At 33.9% G+C, this 19,014-nt stretch carries 16 protein-coding genes and 1 tRNA gene; 12 read left to right on the top strand and 5 right to left on the bottom strand.

The window, feature by feature from the left end; genetic code table 11:
- The first annotated feature begins 9 nt into the window (after positions 1-9).
- The 10 genes from AP058_RS03025 to hisIE all read left to right on the top strand — a co-directional run bounded on the left by AP058_RS03025 (position 10) and on the right by hisIE (position 10,291).
- A complete protein-coding gene (locus AP058_RS03025) occupies positions 10-1,125 on the top strand; it encodes an efflux RND transporter periplasmic adaptor subunit (protein ID WP_066306809.1) in 1,116 nt (371 codons plus the stop codon).
- A 15-nt stretch (positions 1,126-1,140) separates the two neighbouring features.
- Positions 1,141-2,259 carry a VIT1/CCC1 transporter family protein gene (locus tag AP058_RS03020; RefSeq protein ID WP_066306808.1) on the top strand — a complete coding sequence of 373 codons (1,119 nt, stop codon included), beginning with the start codon at positions 1,141-1,143 and terminating at the stop codon, positions 2,257-2,259.
- 534 nt (positions 2,260-2,793) lie between these two features.
- Positions 2,794-3,651, top strand: a complete 858-nt coding sequence (gene hisG, locus AP058_RS03015) for an ATP phosphoribosyltransferase (protein ID WP_066306805.1) — start codon at positions 2,794-2,796, stop codon at positions 3,649-3,651.
- A 45-nt stretch (positions 3,652-3,696) separates the two neighbouring features.
- A complete protein-coding gene (hisD, locus tag AP058_RS03010) occupies positions 3,697-4,983 on the top strand; it encodes a histidinol dehydrogenase (protein WP_066306803.1) in 1,287 nt (428 codons plus the stop codon).
- Positions 4,984-4,993: 10 nt separating this feature from the next.
- Positions 4,994-6,037, top strand: a complete 1,044-nt coding sequence (hisC, locus tag AP058_RS03005; RefSeq protein WP_066306801.1) for a histidinol-phosphate transaminase — start codon at positions 4,994-4,996, stop codon at positions 6,035-6,037.
- Positions 6,038-6,160: 123 nt separating this feature from the next.
- Positions 6,161-7,297 carry a bifunctional histidinol-phosphatase/imidazoleglycerol-phosphate dehydratase HisB gene (hisB, locus tag AP058_RS03000; protein WP_066306800.1) on the top strand — a complete coding sequence of 379 codons (1,137 nt, stop codon included), beginning with the start codon at positions 6,161-6,163 and terminating at the stop codon, positions 7,295-7,297.
- 75 nt (positions 7,298-7,372) lie between these two features.
- On the top strand, positions 7,373-7,954 hold the full coding sequence (gene hisH / locus AP058_RS02995; protein ID WP_066306799.1) for an imidazole glycerol phosphate synthase subunit HisH: 582 nt from the start codon (positions 7,373-7,375) through the stop codon (positions 7,952-7,954).
- A gap of 55 nt (positions 7,955-8,009) precedes the next feature.
- Entirely contained in the window at positions 8,010-8,735 is a 726-nt protein-coding gene (gene hisA / locus AP058_RS02990) for a 1-(5-phosphoribosyl)-5-[(5-phosphoribosylamino)methylideneamino]imidazole-4-carboxamide isomerase (protein ID WP_066306797.1), read from the top strand.
- A gap of 101 nt (positions 8,736-8,836) precedes the next feature.
- Complete coding sequence (gene hisF, locus AP058_RS02985) at positions 8,837-9,595, top strand: imidazole glycerol phosphate synthase subunit HisF (protein ID WP_066306796.1); 759 nt, start codon at positions 8,837-8,839, stop codon at positions 9,593-9,595.
- Positions 9,596-9,691: 96 nt separating this feature from the next.
- Positions 9,692-10,291 carry a bifunctional phosphoribosyl-AMP cyclohydrolase/phosphoribosyl-ATP diphosphatase HisIE gene (gene hisIE / locus AP058_RS02980; RefSeq protein WP_066306795.1) on the top strand — a complete coding sequence of 200 codons (600 nt, stop codon included), beginning with the start codon at positions 9,692-9,694 and terminating at the stop codon, positions 10,289-10,291.
- Positions 10,292-10,370: 79 nt separating this feature from the next.
- On the opposite strand, the gene AP058_RS16825 is transcribed toward hisIE, so the two are convergent.
- From AP058_RS16825 to aroB, 4 genes are all read right to left on the bottom strand, one after another.
- Positions 10,371-10,760 (bottom strand): DNA primase, encoded by a 390-nt coding sequence (locus tag AP058_RS16825; protein ID WP_066306793.1) that lies wholly within the window; start codon positions 10,758-10,760, stop codon positions 10,371-10,373.
- Between the two features lie 9 nt (positions 10,761-10,769).
- The gene (locus AP058_RS02970) at positions 10,770-11,738 is read right to left on the bottom strand and encodes a deoxyhypusine synthase family protein (RefSeq protein ID WP_066306792.1); all 969 of its coding nucleotides are present in this window, start codon (positions 11,736-11,738) and stop codon (positions 10,770-10,772) included.
- An 88-nt stretch (positions 11,739-11,826) separates the two neighbouring features.
- Positions 11,827-13,230 carry an arginine decarboxylase gene (locus tag AP058_RS02965; protein ID WP_066306791.1) on the bottom strand — a complete coding sequence of 468 codons (1,404 nt, stop codon included), beginning with the start codon at positions 13,228-13,230 and terminating at the stop codon, positions 11,827-11,829.
- 293 nt (positions 13,231-13,523) lie between these two features.
- Positions 13,524-14,591, bottom strand: a complete 1,068-nt coding sequence (aroB, locus tag AP058_RS02960) for a 3-dehydroquinate synthase (protein WP_066306789.1) — start codon at positions 14,589-14,591, stop codon at positions 13,524-13,526.
- A 93-nt stretch (positions 14,592-14,684) separates the two neighbouring features.
- On the opposite strand from aroB, the gene AP058_RS02955 reads away from it, so the two are divergent.
- The gene (locus AP058_RS02955) at positions 14,685-15,851 is read left to right on the top strand and encodes a proline dehydrogenase family protein (RefSeq protein WP_066306788.1); all 1,167 of its coding nucleotides are present in this window, start codon (positions 14,685-14,687) and stop codon (positions 15,849-15,851) included.
- A gap of 98 nt (positions 15,852-15,949) precedes the next feature.
- On the opposite strand, the gene AP058_RS02950 is transcribed toward AP058_RS02955, so the two are convergent.
- Entirely contained in the window at positions 15,950-17,737 is a 1,788-nt protein-coding gene (locus AP058_RS02950; RefSeq protein WP_066306786.1) for an ABC transporter ATP-binding protein, read from the bottom strand.
- A gap of 190 nt (positions 17,738-17,927) precedes the next feature.
- On the opposite strand from AP058_RS02950, the gene AP058_RS02945 reads away from it, so the two are divergent.
- Positions 17,928-18,002 (top strand) — tRNA-Val (locus AP058_RS02945).
- The last annotated feature ends 1,012 nt before the right edge of the window (positions 18,003-19,014 follow it).

The following is a 19,014-nucleotide window of genomic DNA, read 5'->3' as shown; positions in this document are numbered from 1 at the left end:
ACTATTACAATGAAAAAACTACTCTATATAACCGCTTTATCTCTGCTTTTATTCTCTTGCAAAGAAACAAAAACAGAAGAAGTACCTTTAAAAGAAAGTGATTTAATTTCGGTAACTGCTGCTCAATTTGAATCTTCAGGAATGCAAATTTCAAGCCCGGCGGAACAAAATTTTGATGTAGCGGTTAAGGCGTCTGGTAAAATTGATGTACCACCGCAAAATCGGGCAAAAGTAACCACATTTCTGGGAGGATATGTAAAGTCAACCAAGCTTTTGGTTGGCGATAAAGTAAAAAAAGGACAAGCTTTACTGATACTAGAGAATGCAGAATTTTTAGATATTCAAAAAGATTATATGGAAGTGGCGGAGCAACTTACTTTCCTGAAATCAGAATACGACCGACAAAAAATTTTGTATGATGAAAAAATTACTTCCCAAAAAAACTACTTAAAAGCAGAAAGTGAATACAGAAGAGCCAAAGCGCTGCATCAAAGTTTGCGTGCTAAATTAGTGCTTTTGAATATTAATCCTAAAAATGTTGAGAATGGAAACTTGACTTCAACGATTACTGTTTTTTCTCCTATAGCTGGCGACATTGTGATACTGAATGCCAACGTAGGAATGTATGTTTCACCATCAGCTGTAATTTTAGAAATTGTAGACACAGATCACCTGCATTTAGAATTAGCTGTATTTGAAAAAGACATTTTAAAACTTGCAATTGGACAAAAAGTTCATTTTAAAGTTCCAGAAGCGTCAGCAGCTATTTTTAATGCAGAAGTACATTTGGTTGGAAAATCAATCGAAGGAAACGAAAGAACCATCAATGTCCATGCGCATTTAGACGATGCTATAAAGCAAAAATTATTGACAGGAATGTTTGTTGAAGCAAATATTATTGTAAACACTAAAAAAGGTTTGGCAATTCCGACTGAAGCACTATTGACATCGGATGACAAAAACTTTGTACTTTTAGTAGAGAATGAAAAAGATGGATATTCATTTAAAAAAGTAAGTGTTACCATTGGAGAAAGATCTGAAAAGTTTGTGGAGATAATTCCAAATGCTCAAATTAATACGGTATCAAAAATTTTAACAAAAGGCGTTTTTGATGTAGCCAACTAATTAAATAGGAGATAAATGGACCTAAATAAATTAAAAGACCAGTTGCAAACGGAAGTCGATACTTCGTTTTTATATGATCGCATTGCTGCTATTCAAAATGATGATAATTTGATAAGAGTATTGCAAAGTTTATCAGAAATTGAAAATGGACATTCCGAAAATATACTTCATAAAATTTCAAAATTTGATCCTAAATATACAATGCCATTGCCATCTTCAAGAGCCAAATTGCAATTGAAATTAGGTAAAATTTTCGGATACAATTCAATCATCAGCAGCCTTTCCAGTATAGAAAAACAGTTTGCAGTAAATGCAGTCAAAACTAAGCTTCAAAGTGGAGAAAAACCGACAGGTTTCGAACACAATCACCTCAAAATTATAGAAGCGGTAAATAATAATGGGGCATTGAATGTTTCAGGAGGTTTTTTATCAAAGTTCGAAAGTAGACATAAATCAGTAGGAGGAAACGCTTTGCGCGCAGCAGTTTTAGGTTCTAACGACGGTTTGGTTTCTAATATGAGTTTGGTGATGGGAGTGGCGGGAGCTGCGGTTTCTAACAATACTATTTTATTAACTGGTATTGCAGGACTTTTGGCCGGAGCAATTTCTATGGCTTTAGGCGAATGGCTTTCGGTACAAAGTTCGAGAGAATTGAATCAGCGACAAATTGACTTAGAAACAGAAGAATTGCAAGCGTCACCTGAGGAAGAGAAAAAAGAATTGGTTTTGTTGTATCAAGCCAAGGGAATGGATTTTGTTGAAGCACAAAAACTGGCCAATAAAGCTTTTGAAACCCACGAAACCGCTATCGACGCAATTATCAAAGAAGAGCTAGGTATTGATAAAGAAGAGTTAGGAGGTTCAGCCTGGGAGGCGGCCATTGCTTCTTTTGTTCTTTTTTCTATTGGAGCAATTATTCCATTATATCCATTCATGATTTTAGAAGGAAAAAATGCTATTTTATTAAGTGTTGGGAGCAGTGTAGTTGGCCTTTTTGGCATTGGTGCTGCTATTACGCTATTGACTGGTAAAAATGTTTTGTTTTCAGGCTTAAGGCAAGTTGGTTTTGGATTGGCTGCCGCAGCAATTACCTACGGAATTGGATCTTTAATTGGAATTTCTTTAGCGGGATGATAAGTACAAAAATCTTTTAGAAAACGGTAGTTAATATCAACCTTAAAAACAATAAATATCAAGGATGGATATTTGCCCTTAGTAGTAAATCATTTTTCTTTTATTGTAGCAGTTTTAGCGATTGGAACTGTAATAGCGCAGCTAGTTGCTATTTGGCTCGGAATAATTCTGAACAATAAAATTAGAATTTCAAACTATAATTTTTAAATAAATAAATTGAGCCCAGCTACTATAAATAAAGGGGAAGTAATTCAGGACAATAAGTTTTTAACAATAAACAGTTGTTAAGTTAAATTAAAAATAGTCTTTTTAAGAAAATTACCTGTATATTTGCAACCGAATCAAAGAATAAAAAATCAACCAACAATGTTTTCAAATCAAGTACATCATCATCATTTTCATAATTGCTCTCAAGCGATGTGTTAATGGTATGCATGTAAATCATCATATTTTAAAACCCGTTTGAGTACATCAAACGGGTTTTTTGTTACCTATTCTTTGTACTCAAACTATTAATTATAAAAAAAAAGAAAAATGAGTACTTTAAAAATTGCAATTCAAAAATCAGGACGTTTAAACGAAGAAAGTATTCAGCTTTTAAAAGATGCTGGAATATCTATAGATAACGGAATCGATCAATTAAAAGCAGAAGCTTCTAATTTTCCATTGGAAGTTTTGTATTTACGAAATTCAGATATACCTCAATATTTGATTGATGGAGTTGTAGATATTGCTATTGTTGGTGATAATTTATTAATTGAAAAAGGAAAAGATATTGAAGTAATTCAAAAATTAGGTTTTTCAAAATGTAAAGTATCTATAGCAGTGCCAAAAACATTTGAGTACAACTCTGTTAAAGATTTAGAAGGGTTGCGTATTGCGACTTCATACCCAAATACAGTACTTGATTTTTTAAACCCACAAGGCATAAATGTTGATATTCACCAAATATCAGGATCTGTTGAAATAGCTCCAAATATCGGGTTGGCTGATGCGATTGTAGATATCGTTTCTAGCGGAAGTACTTTATTCAAGAATAACTTAAAAGAGGTTGAGGTTATCTTTAAAAGTGAAGCAGTTTTGGCGGTTTCTCCAAAAATAAGTCCAGAATCTCAAAAAATAATAGACACTTTAAAATTCAGAATCGAATCTGTTTTAAGAGCAAGAAAATCAAAATATATTTTGATGAATGTGCCTAATGATAAAATCGATGATGTTGCAAAAATTCTTCAAGTTTTAAGAAGTTTAACTGTTTTGCCATTAGCACAAGAAGGTTGGAGCAGTGTACACTCCGTTATTGAAAAAGATACTTTTTGGGAAGTCATAGATCAATTGAAGGAGTTAGGAGCAGAAGGTATCTTAGTGTGTCCTATTGAAAAAATGGTTTTGTAAAAAACGTAGTAACGCAGCATCTTAGAAATTTAGCAACTGAAAAAAATGAATAAAATATACAATCCCAAACCCGAAACTTGGTCCACTATATTAGAAAGGCCAACTAAAACAGTAGATGATATTGAATCTACAGTTAAAGGAATTTTTAAGGAAGTACAATCTAAAGGAGACATTGCTGTTGCAAAATATACTTCGCTTTTTGATGGTGTTTCAGTTCCTGTTTTGGAAGTTTCGCAAGCAGAAATAGCTACTGCTATTGAAACGGTTTCAAAAGAACTAAAAGAAGCCATTCAATTAGCAAAATCGAATATAGAAAAATTTCACGCTGCTCAAAAAACAGCTCCAATTAGTATAGAAACTACTGATGGAGTACAGTGCTGGCAAGAAAAGAGACCAATTCAAAAAATAGGTTTATACATTCCCGGCGGAACAGCACCTTTGTTTTCAACGGTATTAATGCTGGCTGTTCCAGCAAATATTGCTGGCTGTAAGGAAATTGTATTGTGTTCGCCACCAGATAAAAAAGGAAATATTCATCCAGCAATTTTATATGCTGCGAATTTATGTGGCGTTACCAAAATTTTAAAGGTAGGCGGAATTCAAGCGATAGCAGGAATGACTTTTGGTACCGAATTAATTCCAAAAGTATACAAAATATTTGGACCAGGAAATCAGTTTGTAACAGTAGCCAAACAATTAGCAACGCAATTTGGAGTAGCCATTGATATGCCTGCTGGACCTTCAGAATTGCTAATAGTTGCTGATGATACTGCAGTTCCTGCTTTTATAGCTTCAGACTTACTGTCACAAGCGGAACACGGAACAGATAGTCAAGTAATTTTGGTATCTACATCAAAAGCGTTGATCGACGAAGTAGAAAATGAAATTCAAAAACAAATCGAAGTCCTACCAAGAAAAGAAATTGCAGAAAAAGCAATTGCAAATTCTAAATTGATTTATGTCGAAAATGATACTGTCGCTTTAGAGTTAATTGATGAATACGGTCCTGAGCACTTTATTATTTGTACGAAAGATGAAGATTTTTATGTAAATAATATTGGAAACGCAGGTTCAGTTTTTATTGGAAATTATACACCAGAAAGTGCAGGAGATTATGCTTCGGGTACAAATCATACCTTGCCAACTAACGGATACGCGAAGAATTATAGCGGCGTAAATTTAGATAGTTTCTTGAAAGCAATGACTTTTCAGAAAATTTCAGAAAGTGGTATTCAAAATATTGGACCAGCTATTGAGTTAATGGCAGAAGCAGAAGGGTTACAAGCACACAAAAATGCAGTTACATTGAGGTTGAAAGATTTAAAAATTTAAAGATTTAAAAATGAGTTTCGATATAAATAATCTAATACGTGAAAACGTAAAAAAATTAAAACCATATTCGTCTGCCCGTGATGAGTTTGAGGATTTTGATACTGCAGATATGATTTTTTTGGATGCTAATGAAAATCCATACCAAAACGGCGTAAATCGGTATCCAGATCCGCAACAAGCTTCTGTAAAAGTAGTTTTGGGAAGAATGAAAAATATAAATCCAAAACAAATTCTATTAGGAAATGGAAGCGATGAGGTTTTAGATTTGCTCTTCAGAGCTTTTTGTGAACCTAAAGTAGACAACGTTATTTCATTGCCACCAACGTACGGTATGTATGGTGTTTTGGCTAATATCAATGCGGTTGAGAATAGAGAAGTATTACTTTCTACAGACTTTCAACCACAAGTAGCAAAAATTTTAGAAAATCTTGATACCAATACTAAAATTATCTTTTTGTGTTCACCAAATAACCCAACAGGAAATTCATTTTCTACAGAAAGTGTAACCACTTTATTAAATAAATTTAAAGGTATTGTCGTAATAGATGAAGCTTACATTGATTTTTCAGATAAAGCAAGTTGGCTAGAAAAATTAGATCAATATCCAAATTTGATTATTACGCAAACCTTATCAAAAGCTTATGGTTTGGCAGGAATACGTTTGGGAATTTGTTATGGTTCAGAAGCTTTAATTTCTGTTCTAAACAAAATAAAGCCACCGTATAATGTAAACGAATTAACGCAACAAAAAGCTTTAGAACGTTTGAGTGATGCGGTTAAAATAGCTAACGAAATAGCTTCAATTTTAACTGAGAGATCAAATTTACTTCAAGTTTTAGGTCAAGTTTCTTTCGTAGAGAAAATTTATCCAACAGAAGCAAATTTCATTTTGATCAAAGTAGATGACGCCAACAAACGCTATAATGAATTAATAGCAAAAGGAATTGTAATTCGCAATAGAACAACACAACCACTTTGCGAAAATACATTGCGTTTGACGATTGGAACAGCGGATGAGAATAAAAAATTAATGGAGGCTTTGAAATCTATTTAAACACGAATTTCACTAATTAGCACTAATTTTCTTAAATGTCATATTCAATTAAATAAAAACAATAAACTTCGAAATTTCAATTCGTTTACATTCGTGAAATTCGTGTTTTAAAAAAATAAAAAAATGAAAAAAGTACTTTTTATAGATCGTGACGGAACGATTGTTTTGGAACCAGAAGGATACCAATTAGACAGTTTAGATAAATTAGAATTTTATCCCAAAGCTTTTCAATATTTGGCTAAAATCGCCAATGAGTTAGACTTTGAGTTGGTAATGGTAACCAATCAAGATGGTTTAGGAACAGCTAGTTTTCCTGAAGATACCTTTTGGCCTACTCAAAATTTCATTTTAAGAGCTTTTGAAAACGAAGGGGTACTTTTTGATGATATTTTTGTGGACCGTTCTTTTCCTGAAGACAATGCGCCAACACGCAAACCACGCACCGGAATGTTAACTAAGTATATTGATAATCCAAATTACGATTTGGCAAATTCATTTGTTCTTGGAGATCGATTGACTGATGTAGAATTAGCTAAAAACTTAGGTGCCAAAGCTATTTTTATGAATACTACTGATGGAGCTGGAAGCGAAGAAATCAGTGCTAAAAGAGAAGAGCTAAACGATACCATTGTTTTGCAATCTATGGATTGGAAAACAATATATGAATTTTTAAAACTCGAAGAACGTACGGCTTCTATAACTAGAAAAACACATGAAACCGATATTTACATTAATTTGAATCTGGACGGAACGGGACAAAGTAAAATTGATACCGGAATTGCCTTTTTTGACCACATGCTAGACCAAATTTCGCGTCACGGACAAATGGACTTAGAGATTAAAGTGGTTGGTGATTTACAAGTAGACGAGCATCATACTATTGAAGATACAGCTATTGCTCTTGGTGAAGTTTTCGCTAAAGCATTAGGAAATAAATTAGGAATCGAACGTTATGGTTTCTGTTTGCCTATGGACGATTGTTTAGCGCAAGTTGCTATCGATTTTGGTGGTAGAAATTGGTTGATTTGGGAAACCGAATTCAAACGCGAAATGGTGGGTAAGATGCCAACAGAAATGTTTTTTCACTTTTTTAAATCATTCTCTGATGGTGCAAAAGCCAACATCAATATCAAAGCGGAAGGCGATAATGAACATCACAAAATCGAAGCCATCTTTAAAGCTTTCGCAAAAGCGATAAAAGTCGCTGTAAAAAGAGATACAGAGAAAATGATTTTGCCTTCAACGAAGGGGATGCTTTAAATGTAAGAAGTAAGTTGTAAGTGTTAAGTATTTAAATAATTAATGCTTACGACTTAATAATTAATACTTATACAAGTGAATATAGTTATTATAAATTACGGTGCAGGAAATATTCAAAGTATTATGTTTGCTATCGAAAGATTGGGTTACAAAGCAGTTTTGAGTAACAATCCTGACGAAATAAAAAGCGCAGATAAAGTTATTTTCCCAGGAGTTGGTGAGGCGAGTTCAGCGATGCAAATGCTGCAAGAAAGTGGTTTGGATAAGCTGATTCAGACCTTAAAGCAACCCGTTTTAGGAATATGTTTGGGCATGCAATTGATGTGTAAATCATCCGAAGAAGGAAATACAAAGGGACTTGGGATTTTTGATGTGAATGTAATTAAATTTACGTCTCAAGTAAAGGTGCCTCAAATGGGTTGGAACACTATTTACAATTTGAAATCAGATCTTTTCAAAGGAATTGCCGACAAAGAATACATGTATTTGGTACATAGTTTTTATGCGCCAATTTGCGATGAAACCATTGCAACTACAGATTACGAGTTAGAATATTCTTCGGCTTTAGAAAATAATAATTTCTACGGAACCCAATTTCATCCAGAAAAAAGTGGTGATGTGGGAGAGAAAATTTTAGGCAATTTTTTAAAAATATAATTTGAATTTTAGAGACTTTACAACTTTAGACTATGAAACTTTAAGACTTAAATAAATGAGAATAATACCAGCTATAGACATCATCGACGGAAAATGCGTTCGTTTGTCCAAAGGAGATTACAATACCAAAATAATTTACAACGAAAATCCGCTAGAAGTAGCGAAATCATTCGAAGCGCACGGAATCGAATATTTACATTTAGTAGATTTGGATGGTGCAAAATCGAGCAAAATTGTCAATTACAAAATATTGGAGCAAATCGCTTCTCAAACCAAATTAAAAATTGATTTTGGTGGCGGTTTAAAGTCGGATGCTGATTTGAAAATTGCTTTTGAAAGTGGTGCCAACCAAATTACAGGTGGAAGTATTGCTGTAAAAAATAGAGCAATTTTTGAGAAATGGATTGCAGAATACGGTTCGGATAAAATCATTTTAGGCGCTGACGCAAAAGATGAAAAAGTAGCTATTTCAGGTTGGTTAGAAGATTCTGATCAAGAATTAGTTCCTTTTATTCAAGAATATCTATCTAAGGGAATTCAGTATGTAATTTGCACTGATATTGCCAAAGATGGGATGTTAGAAGGTCCAAGTTTTGATTTGTACGAAAAGATTTTAGCAGAAGCAAAAGGTATAAAACTAATCGCCTCGGGTGGAATTTCAACCTTTGACGAATTACCTAAATTAGGCGAATTAGGTTGCGAAGGAACAATCATTGGAAAAGCAATTTACGAAGGAAGAATCACGTTGAAACAATTGGAAAACTATATTTTAAATAAATAGATAATTTCGCAAAGCAGCACAAAGAAATCGCAAAGATCCACAAAATTTTTGGGCAACTCTGTGACTCTTTTGCGAATCTCTGCGTAACAATAACAAAAATCATGCTTGCAAAAAGAATAATCCCCTGTCTAGATATCAAAAACGGAAGAACCGTAAAAGGCGTAAATTTTGTTGATTTGCGTGATGCCGGAGATCCTGTAGAATTGGCAAAGCTGTATTCAGATGAAGGAGCAGATGAGTTGGTTTTTTTAGACATTTCGGCCACTGAGGAAGACAGAAAAACGTTAATCGATATGGTTCGTTCTGTGGCTTCACAAGTCAATATTCCCTTTACCGTTGGTGGCGGAATCTCGTCTGTCGAAGATGTTGCCGTTTTGCTAAACAACGGTGCAGATAAAGTGTCAATTAATTCATCGGCTGTCAAAAATCCGCAATTAATCAACGACTTGGCACAAAAATTCGGATCACAATGTGTCGTGGTTGCTATCGATGCCAAGCAAATTGACGGACAATGGATCGTGCATTTGGTCGGTGGAAAAGTACCAACAGAACTGAATTTATTTGATTGGGCAGTAGAAGTTGCGACGCGTGGTGCTGGAGAGATCTTATTTACATCAATGGATCACGACGGCACCAAAAATGGCTTTGCAAACGAAGCGTTAGCTAAATTATCGACTTTAATTAACATTCCCATCATCGCTTCTGGTGGCGCGGGAAATATCCAACATTTTGTAGATACTTTTATAGAAGGAAATTCAGATGCCGCTTTAGCCGCCAGTGTTTTTCACTTTAAAGAAATTGAAATTAAAGCGTTAAAAGAAGAATTGAAGAATAATAATATCGTCGTAAGGATGAAATAGTAAGTAGTACGGATTAAGTGCAAAATCGTATCAATAAATAAAACTTTTTAGATAGACTTACTTAATACTTACAGCTTAAAACTTAATACTTAAAATATGAACGTAGATTTCACAAAAAGCGCACACGGTTTAATTCCGGCTATAATTCAGGATTCAGTAACTAAAAATGTGTTGATGTTGGGTTACATGAACGAAGAATCGCTGCAGCAAACCATAGATACTCAAAAAGTAACATTTTACAGCCGCTCTAAACAAAGACTTTGGACGAAAGGCGAGGAGAGTGGTAACTTTTTAAGCCTTGTCGACATCAAGAACGATTGCGACGGTGACACGCTGTTAATTCAGGCAAAACCTGCTGGACCAACATGTCACACAGGAGCAGATACTTGTTGGCAAGAGCCGAACAACGAGAATTTCGGATTTCTTTCGCAGTTAGAAAATACCATTAAGGTACGAAGAGGAAATGCTGATTCGGAGAAAAGTTATGTGGCTTCTTTGTTTGAGAAAGGCATCAATAAGATCGCGCAAAAAGTTGGAGAAGAGGCCGTTGAAGTGGTTATTGAAGCTAAAGATGACAATGCCGACTTGTTTTTAAGCGAAAGCGCCGACCTACTTTTTCATTACCTTATTCTGTTGCAAGCTAAAGGTTTTCAATTGAATGATGTGGTTGCAGTATTAAAAGAACGCCAGAAATAGATTGATTTTCAGCAAATAGAAAAAGGGCTATAATTATAAAATTTATAGCCCTTTTTTTTATCTGTAATAGAATGAGTGATTAGTCTTCGTCCTCTTCATCGTCTTCTGCAACATCTTTGTCTTCATCATCATCGTCTTCGCCATCTTTGTCTGGTTTATCTGAATCGTCTTCATCTTCGTCATCGATATCCTCGTCGATATCTAGGCCTTTGATTGGCTCGATAATATCAACTTCTACATCAATTTCGTCGTCTTCGTCATAATTTTCGATTCTATCGGCTAATTTAGTACTAATTTTTACTAAATAAATAGTGTCCTCGGTACGAACTTCAACGGCTTCAATCAGCTCGTTTTTCGCATTTCGAAAACGGATTACATCCGAATCATCGTAACCATCAGGAAATTTTTCAACTAATAAGTTTAAAATTTCGTTCGTAAGTTTAGCGTAATCAACTATTACTCTTTTCATAAAGTTCTACTATAAATCTAATAAATATGCGAAAATCAAAGGAGCAACAATGGTTGCATCCGACTCAATAATGAATTTTGGAGTTTTAATATCCAGTTTACCCCAAGTAATTTTTTCGTTTGGTACTGCTCCAGAATACGATCCATAGCTTGTTGTAGAATCTGAAATCTGACAGAAATAGCTCCAAAAAGGAGTTTCTGGCATTTCCATATCTTGGTACAACATCGGAACCACGCAAATTGGAAAATCTCCTGCAATTCCACCACCGATTTGGAAAAATCCAATTCCGTTAGCTGAATTTTTTGGATACCAATCAGCCAAAAAAGTCATGTATTCAATTCCAGATTTCATCGTAGAAGCTTTCAATTCTCCTTTGATTACGTAGGATGCGAAAATATTTCCCATTGTGCTATCTTCCCAACCTGGACAAATAATAGGCAAGTTTTTTTCTGCCGCAGCATACATCCAACTGTCTTTTAAATCAATTTCGTAATATTCTTCTAAAACGCCTGACAAAAGCATTTTGTACATATATTCATGCGGTAAATAACGTTCTCCTTTGTCATCAGCATCTTTCCAAATTTTAAAAATATGCTTTTGCAAACGACGGAATGCTTCATGTTCTGGAATACAAGTATCCGTTACACGATTTAGACCTCTTTCCATTAAATCCCACTCTTGCTCTGGAGTTAAATCACGATAGTTTGGCACTCTTTCATAATGAGAATGCGCTACTAGGTTCATGATGTCTTCTTCCAGATTTGCACCAGTTGTAGAGATAATTTGTACTTTATCTTGACGAATCATTTCTGCAAAAATCTTTCCGATTTCGGCAGTACTCATAGCTCCTGCAAGAGTTACCATCATTTTAGCACCATTAGCTAGTTGTTGTTCATAGCCTTTGGCCGCATCTACTAAAGCAGCAGAGTTAAAATGCAAATAATGCTTCTCTAGAAATTGACTTATTGGTCCTTTCATTATCCTTTTTATTTAAAGTTTTTTTACACAAAATTACTTCTGCAAAATACTAAATTTTATATACAGAAGTTTTTTAAAGTGTTAATTTTTATTGTTTCTTTTGGTAACCTAAGATTTTTAAAACTTCATCAGATGTTTGCTGTTCCGAAAATACTTCGGTCGCTAAGATTCCGTTTTCATCACGGTCTATTAAAATGTGTTTCGGCTGAGGAATCAAACAGTGATGCAATCCGCCAAAACCACCAATTGTTTCTTGGTACGCTCCAGTGTTAAAGAAGCCAATATACAGCGGTTTTTCTTTATTGTACTTTGGTAAATAAATAGCATTCATGTTCTGCTCAGAATTGTAGTAATCATCGCTATCACAAGTTAATCCACCCAATAGAACTCGTTCATACGTATCATTCCAACGGTTTACAGCCAACATGATAAAACGTTTGTTTATCGCCCAGGTATCCGGCAAAGTAGTAATAAATGAAGAGTCGATCATGTTCCATTTTTCTCTGTCATTTTGTTGCTTTTGATACAATATCTGATAAATAGCACCGCCACTTTCACCTACGGTAAAAGATCCAAATTCTGTAAAAATGTCTGGAACAGCCACTTCAGCTTCGTCACAAGCAATTTTTATCTGATTAATAATTTCATTAATCATGTACTGATAATCGTATTCGAAAGCCAACGAGTTTTTGATAGGGAAACCACCACCAATATTCAAGCTGTCTAAAGTTGGACATTCTTTTTTAAGCGAAACATATACCTTGATACATTTAACCAGCTCATTCCAATAGTAGGCATTGTCGTTGATACCAGTATTAATAAAAAAGTGCAACATTTTCAGTTCCAAATTTTTATTTTCTTTAATTTCTCTTTTATAGAAAGGAACAATGTTTTTGTAACCAATACCTAAACGTGAAGTATAAAATTCAAATTTAGGCTCTTCTTCAGCTGCTATTCGAACACCAATTTTAAATTTCCCTTTAATTTGAGCTTGCAACAACTCTAATTCTTCAAAATTATCAATAATCGGAATCGCATTTTTATGGCCGTTGTTGATTAATCGTGCAATATTTGTAACGTATTCGTCTCTTTTAAATCCGTTGCAAAGTACGTAAGTGCTCTTATTTATCTTACCATTTTCTAGTAAGTTCTCAACGATGTTAACATCAAACGCAGATGAAGTTTCGATGTGAATTTTATTTTTAAAAGCTTCATTCATAATGTATTCAAAATGAGAGCTTTTAGTACAATAACAATAGTAATATTTACCATCATAATTGTTTTTTTCCATCGCACTTCTAAACCAAGCTTTAGCTTTTTTTATATTGTTTGTAATTTGAGGCAAATACGTAAACTTTAAGGGCGTACCATATTGCTCTACCAATTTCATCAAGTCAATGTTATGAAACTGAAGATTATCTTTATTTAGTTTGAATTCTTCTTGAGGAAAATAATAGGTTTGATTGATTAGATCTGAATATTTTGTGTTCATTTATTTTTAAATATTTGAGATTTTTAAATTTTAGATTATTAATGCGGTCTAAAAATCAAACCCTAATATTTGCATACACAATTTCTAAATTTCCATGCTCTGCTTTAGAGAGTTGAAATACATCGAAACAAAAATTTCGTATTACGCCATAAAAACGGTTCAATATTCTTATCAAAGAACTATTGCTTTTGTTTCTATGCGAACTAAACTGCTTGGTATTTTGATTCCGTTTCATTGGCGCAAATGTAAAAAATAATATAAACGCAAACCAAAGCTTTTGTACTAAAAAAAGACTAAGATTTATAATCTTTAAAAGCTTCGAGTATTAAAGCATTTTCAACTGATTGATTAATAATTATTTTACCGATTCCATCTATAAGCGCAAACTGAATTAATCCGTACTCATTTTTTTTGTCATGTATCAATAAATCAAGAATTGGGTCAATATCGGCTTCTTCAAAATCAACATCCGTGTATATATTCTGAATAGTTTGTTTTATTTGTTGGTATTCTTGTTCAGTAATTAACTTTTTATCTAAGCAAATATAGCTTTCTAAAATCATTCCAATGGCAATTGCCTCTCCATGTAACAAAGTTGTCTTATTTTCATTTTCCAGAAAATATCCTTCGATCGCGTGACCTAAGGTATGACCAAAATTTAAAGCTTTGCGAATGTTTTTCTCAGTAGGATCTTGTTTTACAATTTCATTTTTAATTTCAACAGATCGGTAAATTAGCGCATCAAAATCGGCAAAATCAATTGCATTTAAATCCAAAAATTGCTCCCAATATTTTTTATCGTAAATCAAACCATGTTTTAGCATTTCGGCAAGGCCTGAACGCATTTCATTTTGTGGAAGTGTTTGTAAATAATTGGTATCAATTAAGACCATTGTAGGAACATTAATAACACCAATTTGGTTTTTTAAATTCCCTAAATCAACTCCAGTTTTCCCTCCAACAGAAGCATCAACCATGGATAGCAATGTTGTTGGAACATGTATGAAATTAAGGCCTCGTTTAAAAGTTGATGCCACAAAACCTCCCAAATCAGTAACAACGCCTCCTCCCAAATTAATAATCAACGATTTTCTATCGGCACCTAATTCGGTTAATACTTTCCAAATCTCGATGCATGTATCAATATTTTTATTGATTTCTCCCGAGTCAAATTCAATAATTTCTAAACTAATTTCGGTTGCTAGTAACGGTAAAAACTCAGGCAAACAAAATTCATTAGTTTGAGTATCAACAATGATAAAAATCTTAGAATATTTGTGCTCTTGCAAGTGGTTGTTTAACGCTTCATAAGCCTTCTCGTTAAAATGAATAGGGTAATTATTGGCTTGTATTGATTCCATGTTTTTATAGGTTTATTGAAAGTACAAAATAAGTCATTTTTAACTAAATTCTATTTAAACTCTCTCTATATTTGCATAAAAATATAACAAATAATGGAAAATATTTTCAATAACACACAAGTTGCGTTTTCATTAAAAAGCGATACAGAGTTAGAGCGCGCTTACTTTCTTTTTAAGATGATTGCCAATCAACCTTTGGTTCGAATAGGAACTGCCGTTACTAATTTTGCTTTGAAAGCGAATTTGCCAGTCGAAAAATTAATTCGTGCTACTGTGTTTGATCATTTTTGTGGAGGAGTAAATGAAGACGACTGTTTGTCGGTTGTTGATAAAATGTATACTAAAGGAGTTTCTTCAGTTTTAGATTATTCTGTAGAGGGAAAAGAAGAAGAGGCGCAATTTGAGGCCGCACTAATGATGACGCTCAAAACAATTGAGTTTGCAAAAGAACGTATGGCAATTCCATTTGCAGTTTTTAAACCAACTGGTTTAGGTCGGTTTGAATTGTTTGAAAGAGTAGGTGCAGAAAAGCAATTGAATGATAGAGAACAAGCAGAGTGGGAAAAAGTTGTGGCTCGTTTTGATACTGTTTGTAGTGCCGCACATAGCAAAGACGTTGCTTTATTAATTGATGCCGAAGAAAGCTGGATGCAAGATGCTGCGGACGAGTTGGTCTTTAATATGATGCAAAAATACAATACCCAAAAAACGATTATTTTTAATACGTTGCAAATGTATCGTTGGGATCGTTTGGATTATTTAAAAAAATTGCATGAAATTGCAAAAAAGGAAGGCTTTTTTATTGGTATGAAATTAGTTCGTGGTGCCTACATGGAAAAAGAAAATGCGAGAGCGGTAGAAAAAAATTATGTGTCGCCCATTTGTGTATCAAAAGAAGCAACCGATATAAATTATGATGCAGCAGTTATGTATATGTTAGATCATATTGATAAAATGTCCATTTTTGCAGGTACTCATAACGAAATTAGTTCTTATAAATTAATGAGAATGATGCAAGAGCGAGGCATTAAAAATGATGATGAACGCATTTGGTTTGGGCAGCTATACGGCATGAGCGATAATATTAGCTACAACCTCGCCGAAAACGCATATAATGTAGCGAAGTATTTACCGTTTGGACCTGTGAAAGATGTTATGCCGTACTTGATTCGCCGTGCCGAAGAAAATACTTCTGTGGCCGGTCAAACCAATCGCGAGTTGACTCTGATTAAGACAGAACGAAAAAGAAGAAAAGAATAATACTTACAAAAAATATTTAAGTAATAACAAAAAAGATTTCACGTATTGTGAAATCTTTTTTATTTTATAATGAACTGTAATCTTGTGTGCCTATATCATTAGTTGTTGGTAAACTGCAAATTACTTAAATTTTTGTAAGTCCCATTTTCTAAGTTGATAAGTTCTTGGTGCGTTCCTTTTTCGGTAATTTTCCCACCATCTAAAACTAAAATCTGATCTGCTTTACGTATAGTTGATAAACGGTGAGCAATTATAAAACTAGTTCTTCCTTCCATCAAAATTTCAAGTGCTTCTTGAACTAGTTTTTCACTTTCGCTATCTAGTGACGAGGTAGCTTCATCTAAAATTAAAATACTAGGGTTTTTCAGCAAAGCTCTAGCAATTGCAATTCGTTGGCGTTGCCCTCCCGAAAGTTTGATTCCTCTTTCTCCCACCAATGTTTCCATTTTTTCTGGAAATCCTTCGATAAAGTTCAATGCATTGGCTTGTCTGGCTGCTTCCATAATTTCTGCATCAGATGCATCTGGCTTACCATAAGCAATATTTTCTTTAATTGTACCTCCAAATAAAATAACGTCTTGAGGAACGATACTCATATTGCCTCTCAAATTTTCTAATTCAAAGTCATAGATACTTTTTCCATCAATTAGTATTTCGCCATTATCGATATCATAAAATCGAAGCAGGAGTGAAGCAATTGTAGATTTTCCTGCACCACTTGGTCCAACGATAGCAATTTTTTGACCAAAATTAGCTTCAAAACTAACATCTTTTAAAACGGCAATTTCGCTACGTGAAGGATAGCTAAAAGAAACAGTATTGAAGGAAACATTACCTTTGATTTTTTCGACAATCGGATTTGGACTAGAATTTATCTTTTCTGGTACTTCGTCTAAAAGTTCAAAAACACGCTCCGTTGCTCCAACTGCTTTTTGAATTTGAGCATACATTTCGGCAATTCCTCCAAAAGAAGCACCTATAAAAGTAGTGTACAAAATGAAAGAGATAAGATCTCCAACACCTTCAACTTCACCTTTTATAGTCAACGTAATACCATACCAAACCACAGCAACTACACAACCAAACAGACATAAAATAATAAATGAAGCAAAGTAGCCGCGATATTGTCCACCTTTAATTGCAATTTTTACAATCTCTGTGATCTTATTTTTATAACGTTGCAGTTCGTACCACTCATTTGCAAATGCTTTTACATTGGTAATTCCCTGCAAAGTTTCTTCGACAATGACTTGACTTTCTGCCACTTTATCTTGTGTTTTTTTACCGTATTTACGAATAAAACGACCAAAAATTACGGCAGCAACAGCAACCAAAGGCACAATTGCAAGCATCATAAAAGTTAACTTAGGACTAATGTTTCCTAAAATTATAAAACCACCTATAATCAAAATTAACTGACGCAAAAATTCGGCGATTGTTGTAGTAAAGGTATCTTGCAATTGCGAAATATCAGCACTAATTCGGCTGTTTAGTTCACCAACACGCTTTTGTGAGAAAAACGACATGGGTAATTTAATCAGATTTTCGTACAGTGCAAAACGAATATTAGAGAGTGAGTTTTCGGTAAAATTCACAAAAAGATAAATTCTGAAGAAAGAGAAAATGGCTTGTAGAACTAAGATTACCATTAGTCCTAGTGCGACTTGGTTTGCTTTTCCCAAATCTTTATTGGTTACGCAGTCTACCAGCATTCCCATTAATTTCGGAAAAGCGAGTGCTGTAGCGCTGGTTAGCAATAAGAAGAATAAACCGAGGAAAAATTTCCATTTATGATTTTTAGCATATTTGAAAATTCGTAGTGCTTTTTGAAGGGAATTAGAGTCTAATTTAGCTTTCGGTAAATCGTTTTCTTTAAATCTTGCCATTTATTTTTAATTTATTGCTACAAATGTATAACTATACCACTTGAATACAAAAAAAATTACATTTTTACTAAGTGGGCTAAATTGCTGGTTTCTAAACCTAAAATAGGGATACACAAAAAATATTCAAAATTTTTTTAAAATAGGCTTGCAATTACCGATTCTAGCTGTATATTTGCACACCTTTAAGAAAGGGCGATTAGCTCAGCTGGTTCAGAGCACCTCGTTTACACCGAGGGGGTCGGGGGTTCGAACCCCTCATCGCCCACAGAATATAAACCTTCAAGATCTTTTGATTTTGGAGGTTTTTTTATTTTTAACTATTCAATAAATCATTGAGTTTGTTAAACGTGTTTTGTTGTTCATGATAGCTTTAGTAAAGGATCAATGGTATTGTTAAGCGCATGGATAAATTTGAATTTCTTGCTTGCTCTGAGTTGAATTTCAAAAATCTCATATTCTGGCTTTATAAATTAACATTTACATTTCCAATTCGTCTTTGAGATTAATTTACGATCTAAGTAAAAATTATTTCCATGGTAATCATCTTTTCATAAATCTTTCAACATCTATCGTAATATATAGGTATACGAAGGTTTTTTATATTTAGGAGCTATTTCCTGTCATTCGCTGTATCTTCTATTGCTTAAAAAAAGCAATAGAAGGATGCCGCTGCTACCAGGGCTAGGATTTAGCTATTCTGCTTAAATTTTGTGTTCCAGATCAAGCAAGTTTCTGCGACCTATATATAAGGAGTAAATACAGCAGTAAAATTAACTGAATCGAGTTCGAAGTTCTAGCATTATTATAAAGTGACAAAGAAACCTCTCAAAACCCAATAAAAAGAGTGAAGTTTTAAAAGAGTTAAAAGTTAATACCCAACATATTCTCGTAAAATCCCACCAGAAGCAAGAAAGAGGAGTAGAGTAAAAGCAAATACCCCACGTAAATCCTAAGAAACCGATCGAAAGCGATGTAAAAGGCTAAAAAGACAATAGTGTAAAGTGTTCACAAGATTAAGGTTTCCAAAGAGTTAAGAATTTATTAAAAAAAAAGATTGAAATAATGCAATAAAAAGGGTTGTTTATGTAAATAAAGTGACTATTTTTGCACCCGCAACAGCGACACGTTCTACTTTTTACTGACTACGAATTGAGATATTACAGCGGAGATTTTCTTCAAAAATAATATCAAAATAAAGTTTGTGTAGTAAGAAAAAACGTTTTACATTTGCACCCCGCTAAAGGCGCAAGTTATTTGAGATACTGACAAGGAAGAAT

Origin of the sequence: Flavobacterium sp. TAB 87, assembly GCF_001529295.1 — a bacterium.
Taxonomy (GTDB): Bacteria; Bacteroidota; Bacteroidia; order Flavobacteriales; family Flavobacteriaceae; genus Flavobacterium.
The sequence above is the reverse complement of the archived record's forward strand: the minus strand, read 5'-3'. Positions and strand labels throughout refer to the sequence as shown.

Excerpts from the sequence above, each read along its gene's own strand:
- AP058_RS03025 (WP_066306809.1), top strand. The coding sequence starts at position 10 with ATGAAAAAACTACTCTATATAACCGCTTTATCTCTGCTTTTATTCTCT.
- AP058_RS03020 (WP_066306808.1), top strand. The coding sequence starts at position 1,141 with ATGGACCTAAATAAATTAAAAGACCAGTTGCAAACGGAAGTCGATACT.
- hisG (WP_066306805.1), top strand. The coding sequence starts at position 2,794 with ATGAGTACTTTAAAAATTGCAATTCAAAAATCAGGACGTTTAAACGAA.
- hisD (WP_066306803.1), top strand. The coding sequence starts at position 3,697 with ATGAATAAAATATACAATCCCAAACCCGAAACTTGGTCCACTATATTA.
- hisC (WP_066306801.1), top strand. The coding sequence starts at position 4,994 with ATGAGTTTCGATATAAATAATCTAATACGTGAAAACGTAAAAAAATTA.
- hisB (WP_066306800.1), top strand. The coding sequence starts at position 6,161 with ATGAAAAAAGTACTTTTTATAGATCGTGACGGAACGATTGTTTTGGAA.
- hisA (WP_066306797.1), top strand. The coding sequence starts at position 8,010 with ATGAGAATAATACCAGCTATAGACATCATCGACGGAAAATGCGTTCGT.
- hisF (WP_066306796.1), top strand. The coding sequence starts at position 8,837 with ATGCTTGCAAAAAGAATAATCCCCTGTCTAGATATCAAAAACGGAAGA.
- hisIE (WP_066306795.1), top strand. The coding sequence starts at position 9,692 with ATGAACGTAGATTTCACAAAAAGCGCACACGGTTTAATTCCGGCTATA.
- AP058_RS16825 (WP_066306793.1), bottom strand. The coding sequence starts at position 10,760 with ATGAAAAGAGTAATAGTTGATTACGCTAAACTTACGAACGAAATTTTA.
- AP058_RS02970 (WP_066306792.1), bottom strand. The coding sequence starts at position 11,738 with ATGAAAGGACCAATAAGTCAATTTCTAGAGAAGCATTATTTGCATTTT.
- AP058_RS02965 (WP_066306791.1), bottom strand. The coding sequence starts at position 13,230 with ATGAACACAAAATATTCAGATCTAATCAATCAAACCTATTATTTTCCT.
- aroB (WP_066306789.1), bottom strand. The coding sequence starts at position 14,591 with ATGGAATCAATACAAGCCAATAATTACCCTATTCATTTTAACGAGAAG.
- AP058_RS02955 (WP_066306788.1), top strand. The coding sequence starts at position 14,685 with ATGGAAAATATTTTCAATAACACACAAGTTGCGTTTTCATTAAAAAGC.
- AP058_RS02950 (WP_066306786.1), bottom strand. The coding sequence starts at position 17,737 with ATGGCAAGATTTAAAGAAAACGATTTACCGAAAGCTAAATTAGACTCT.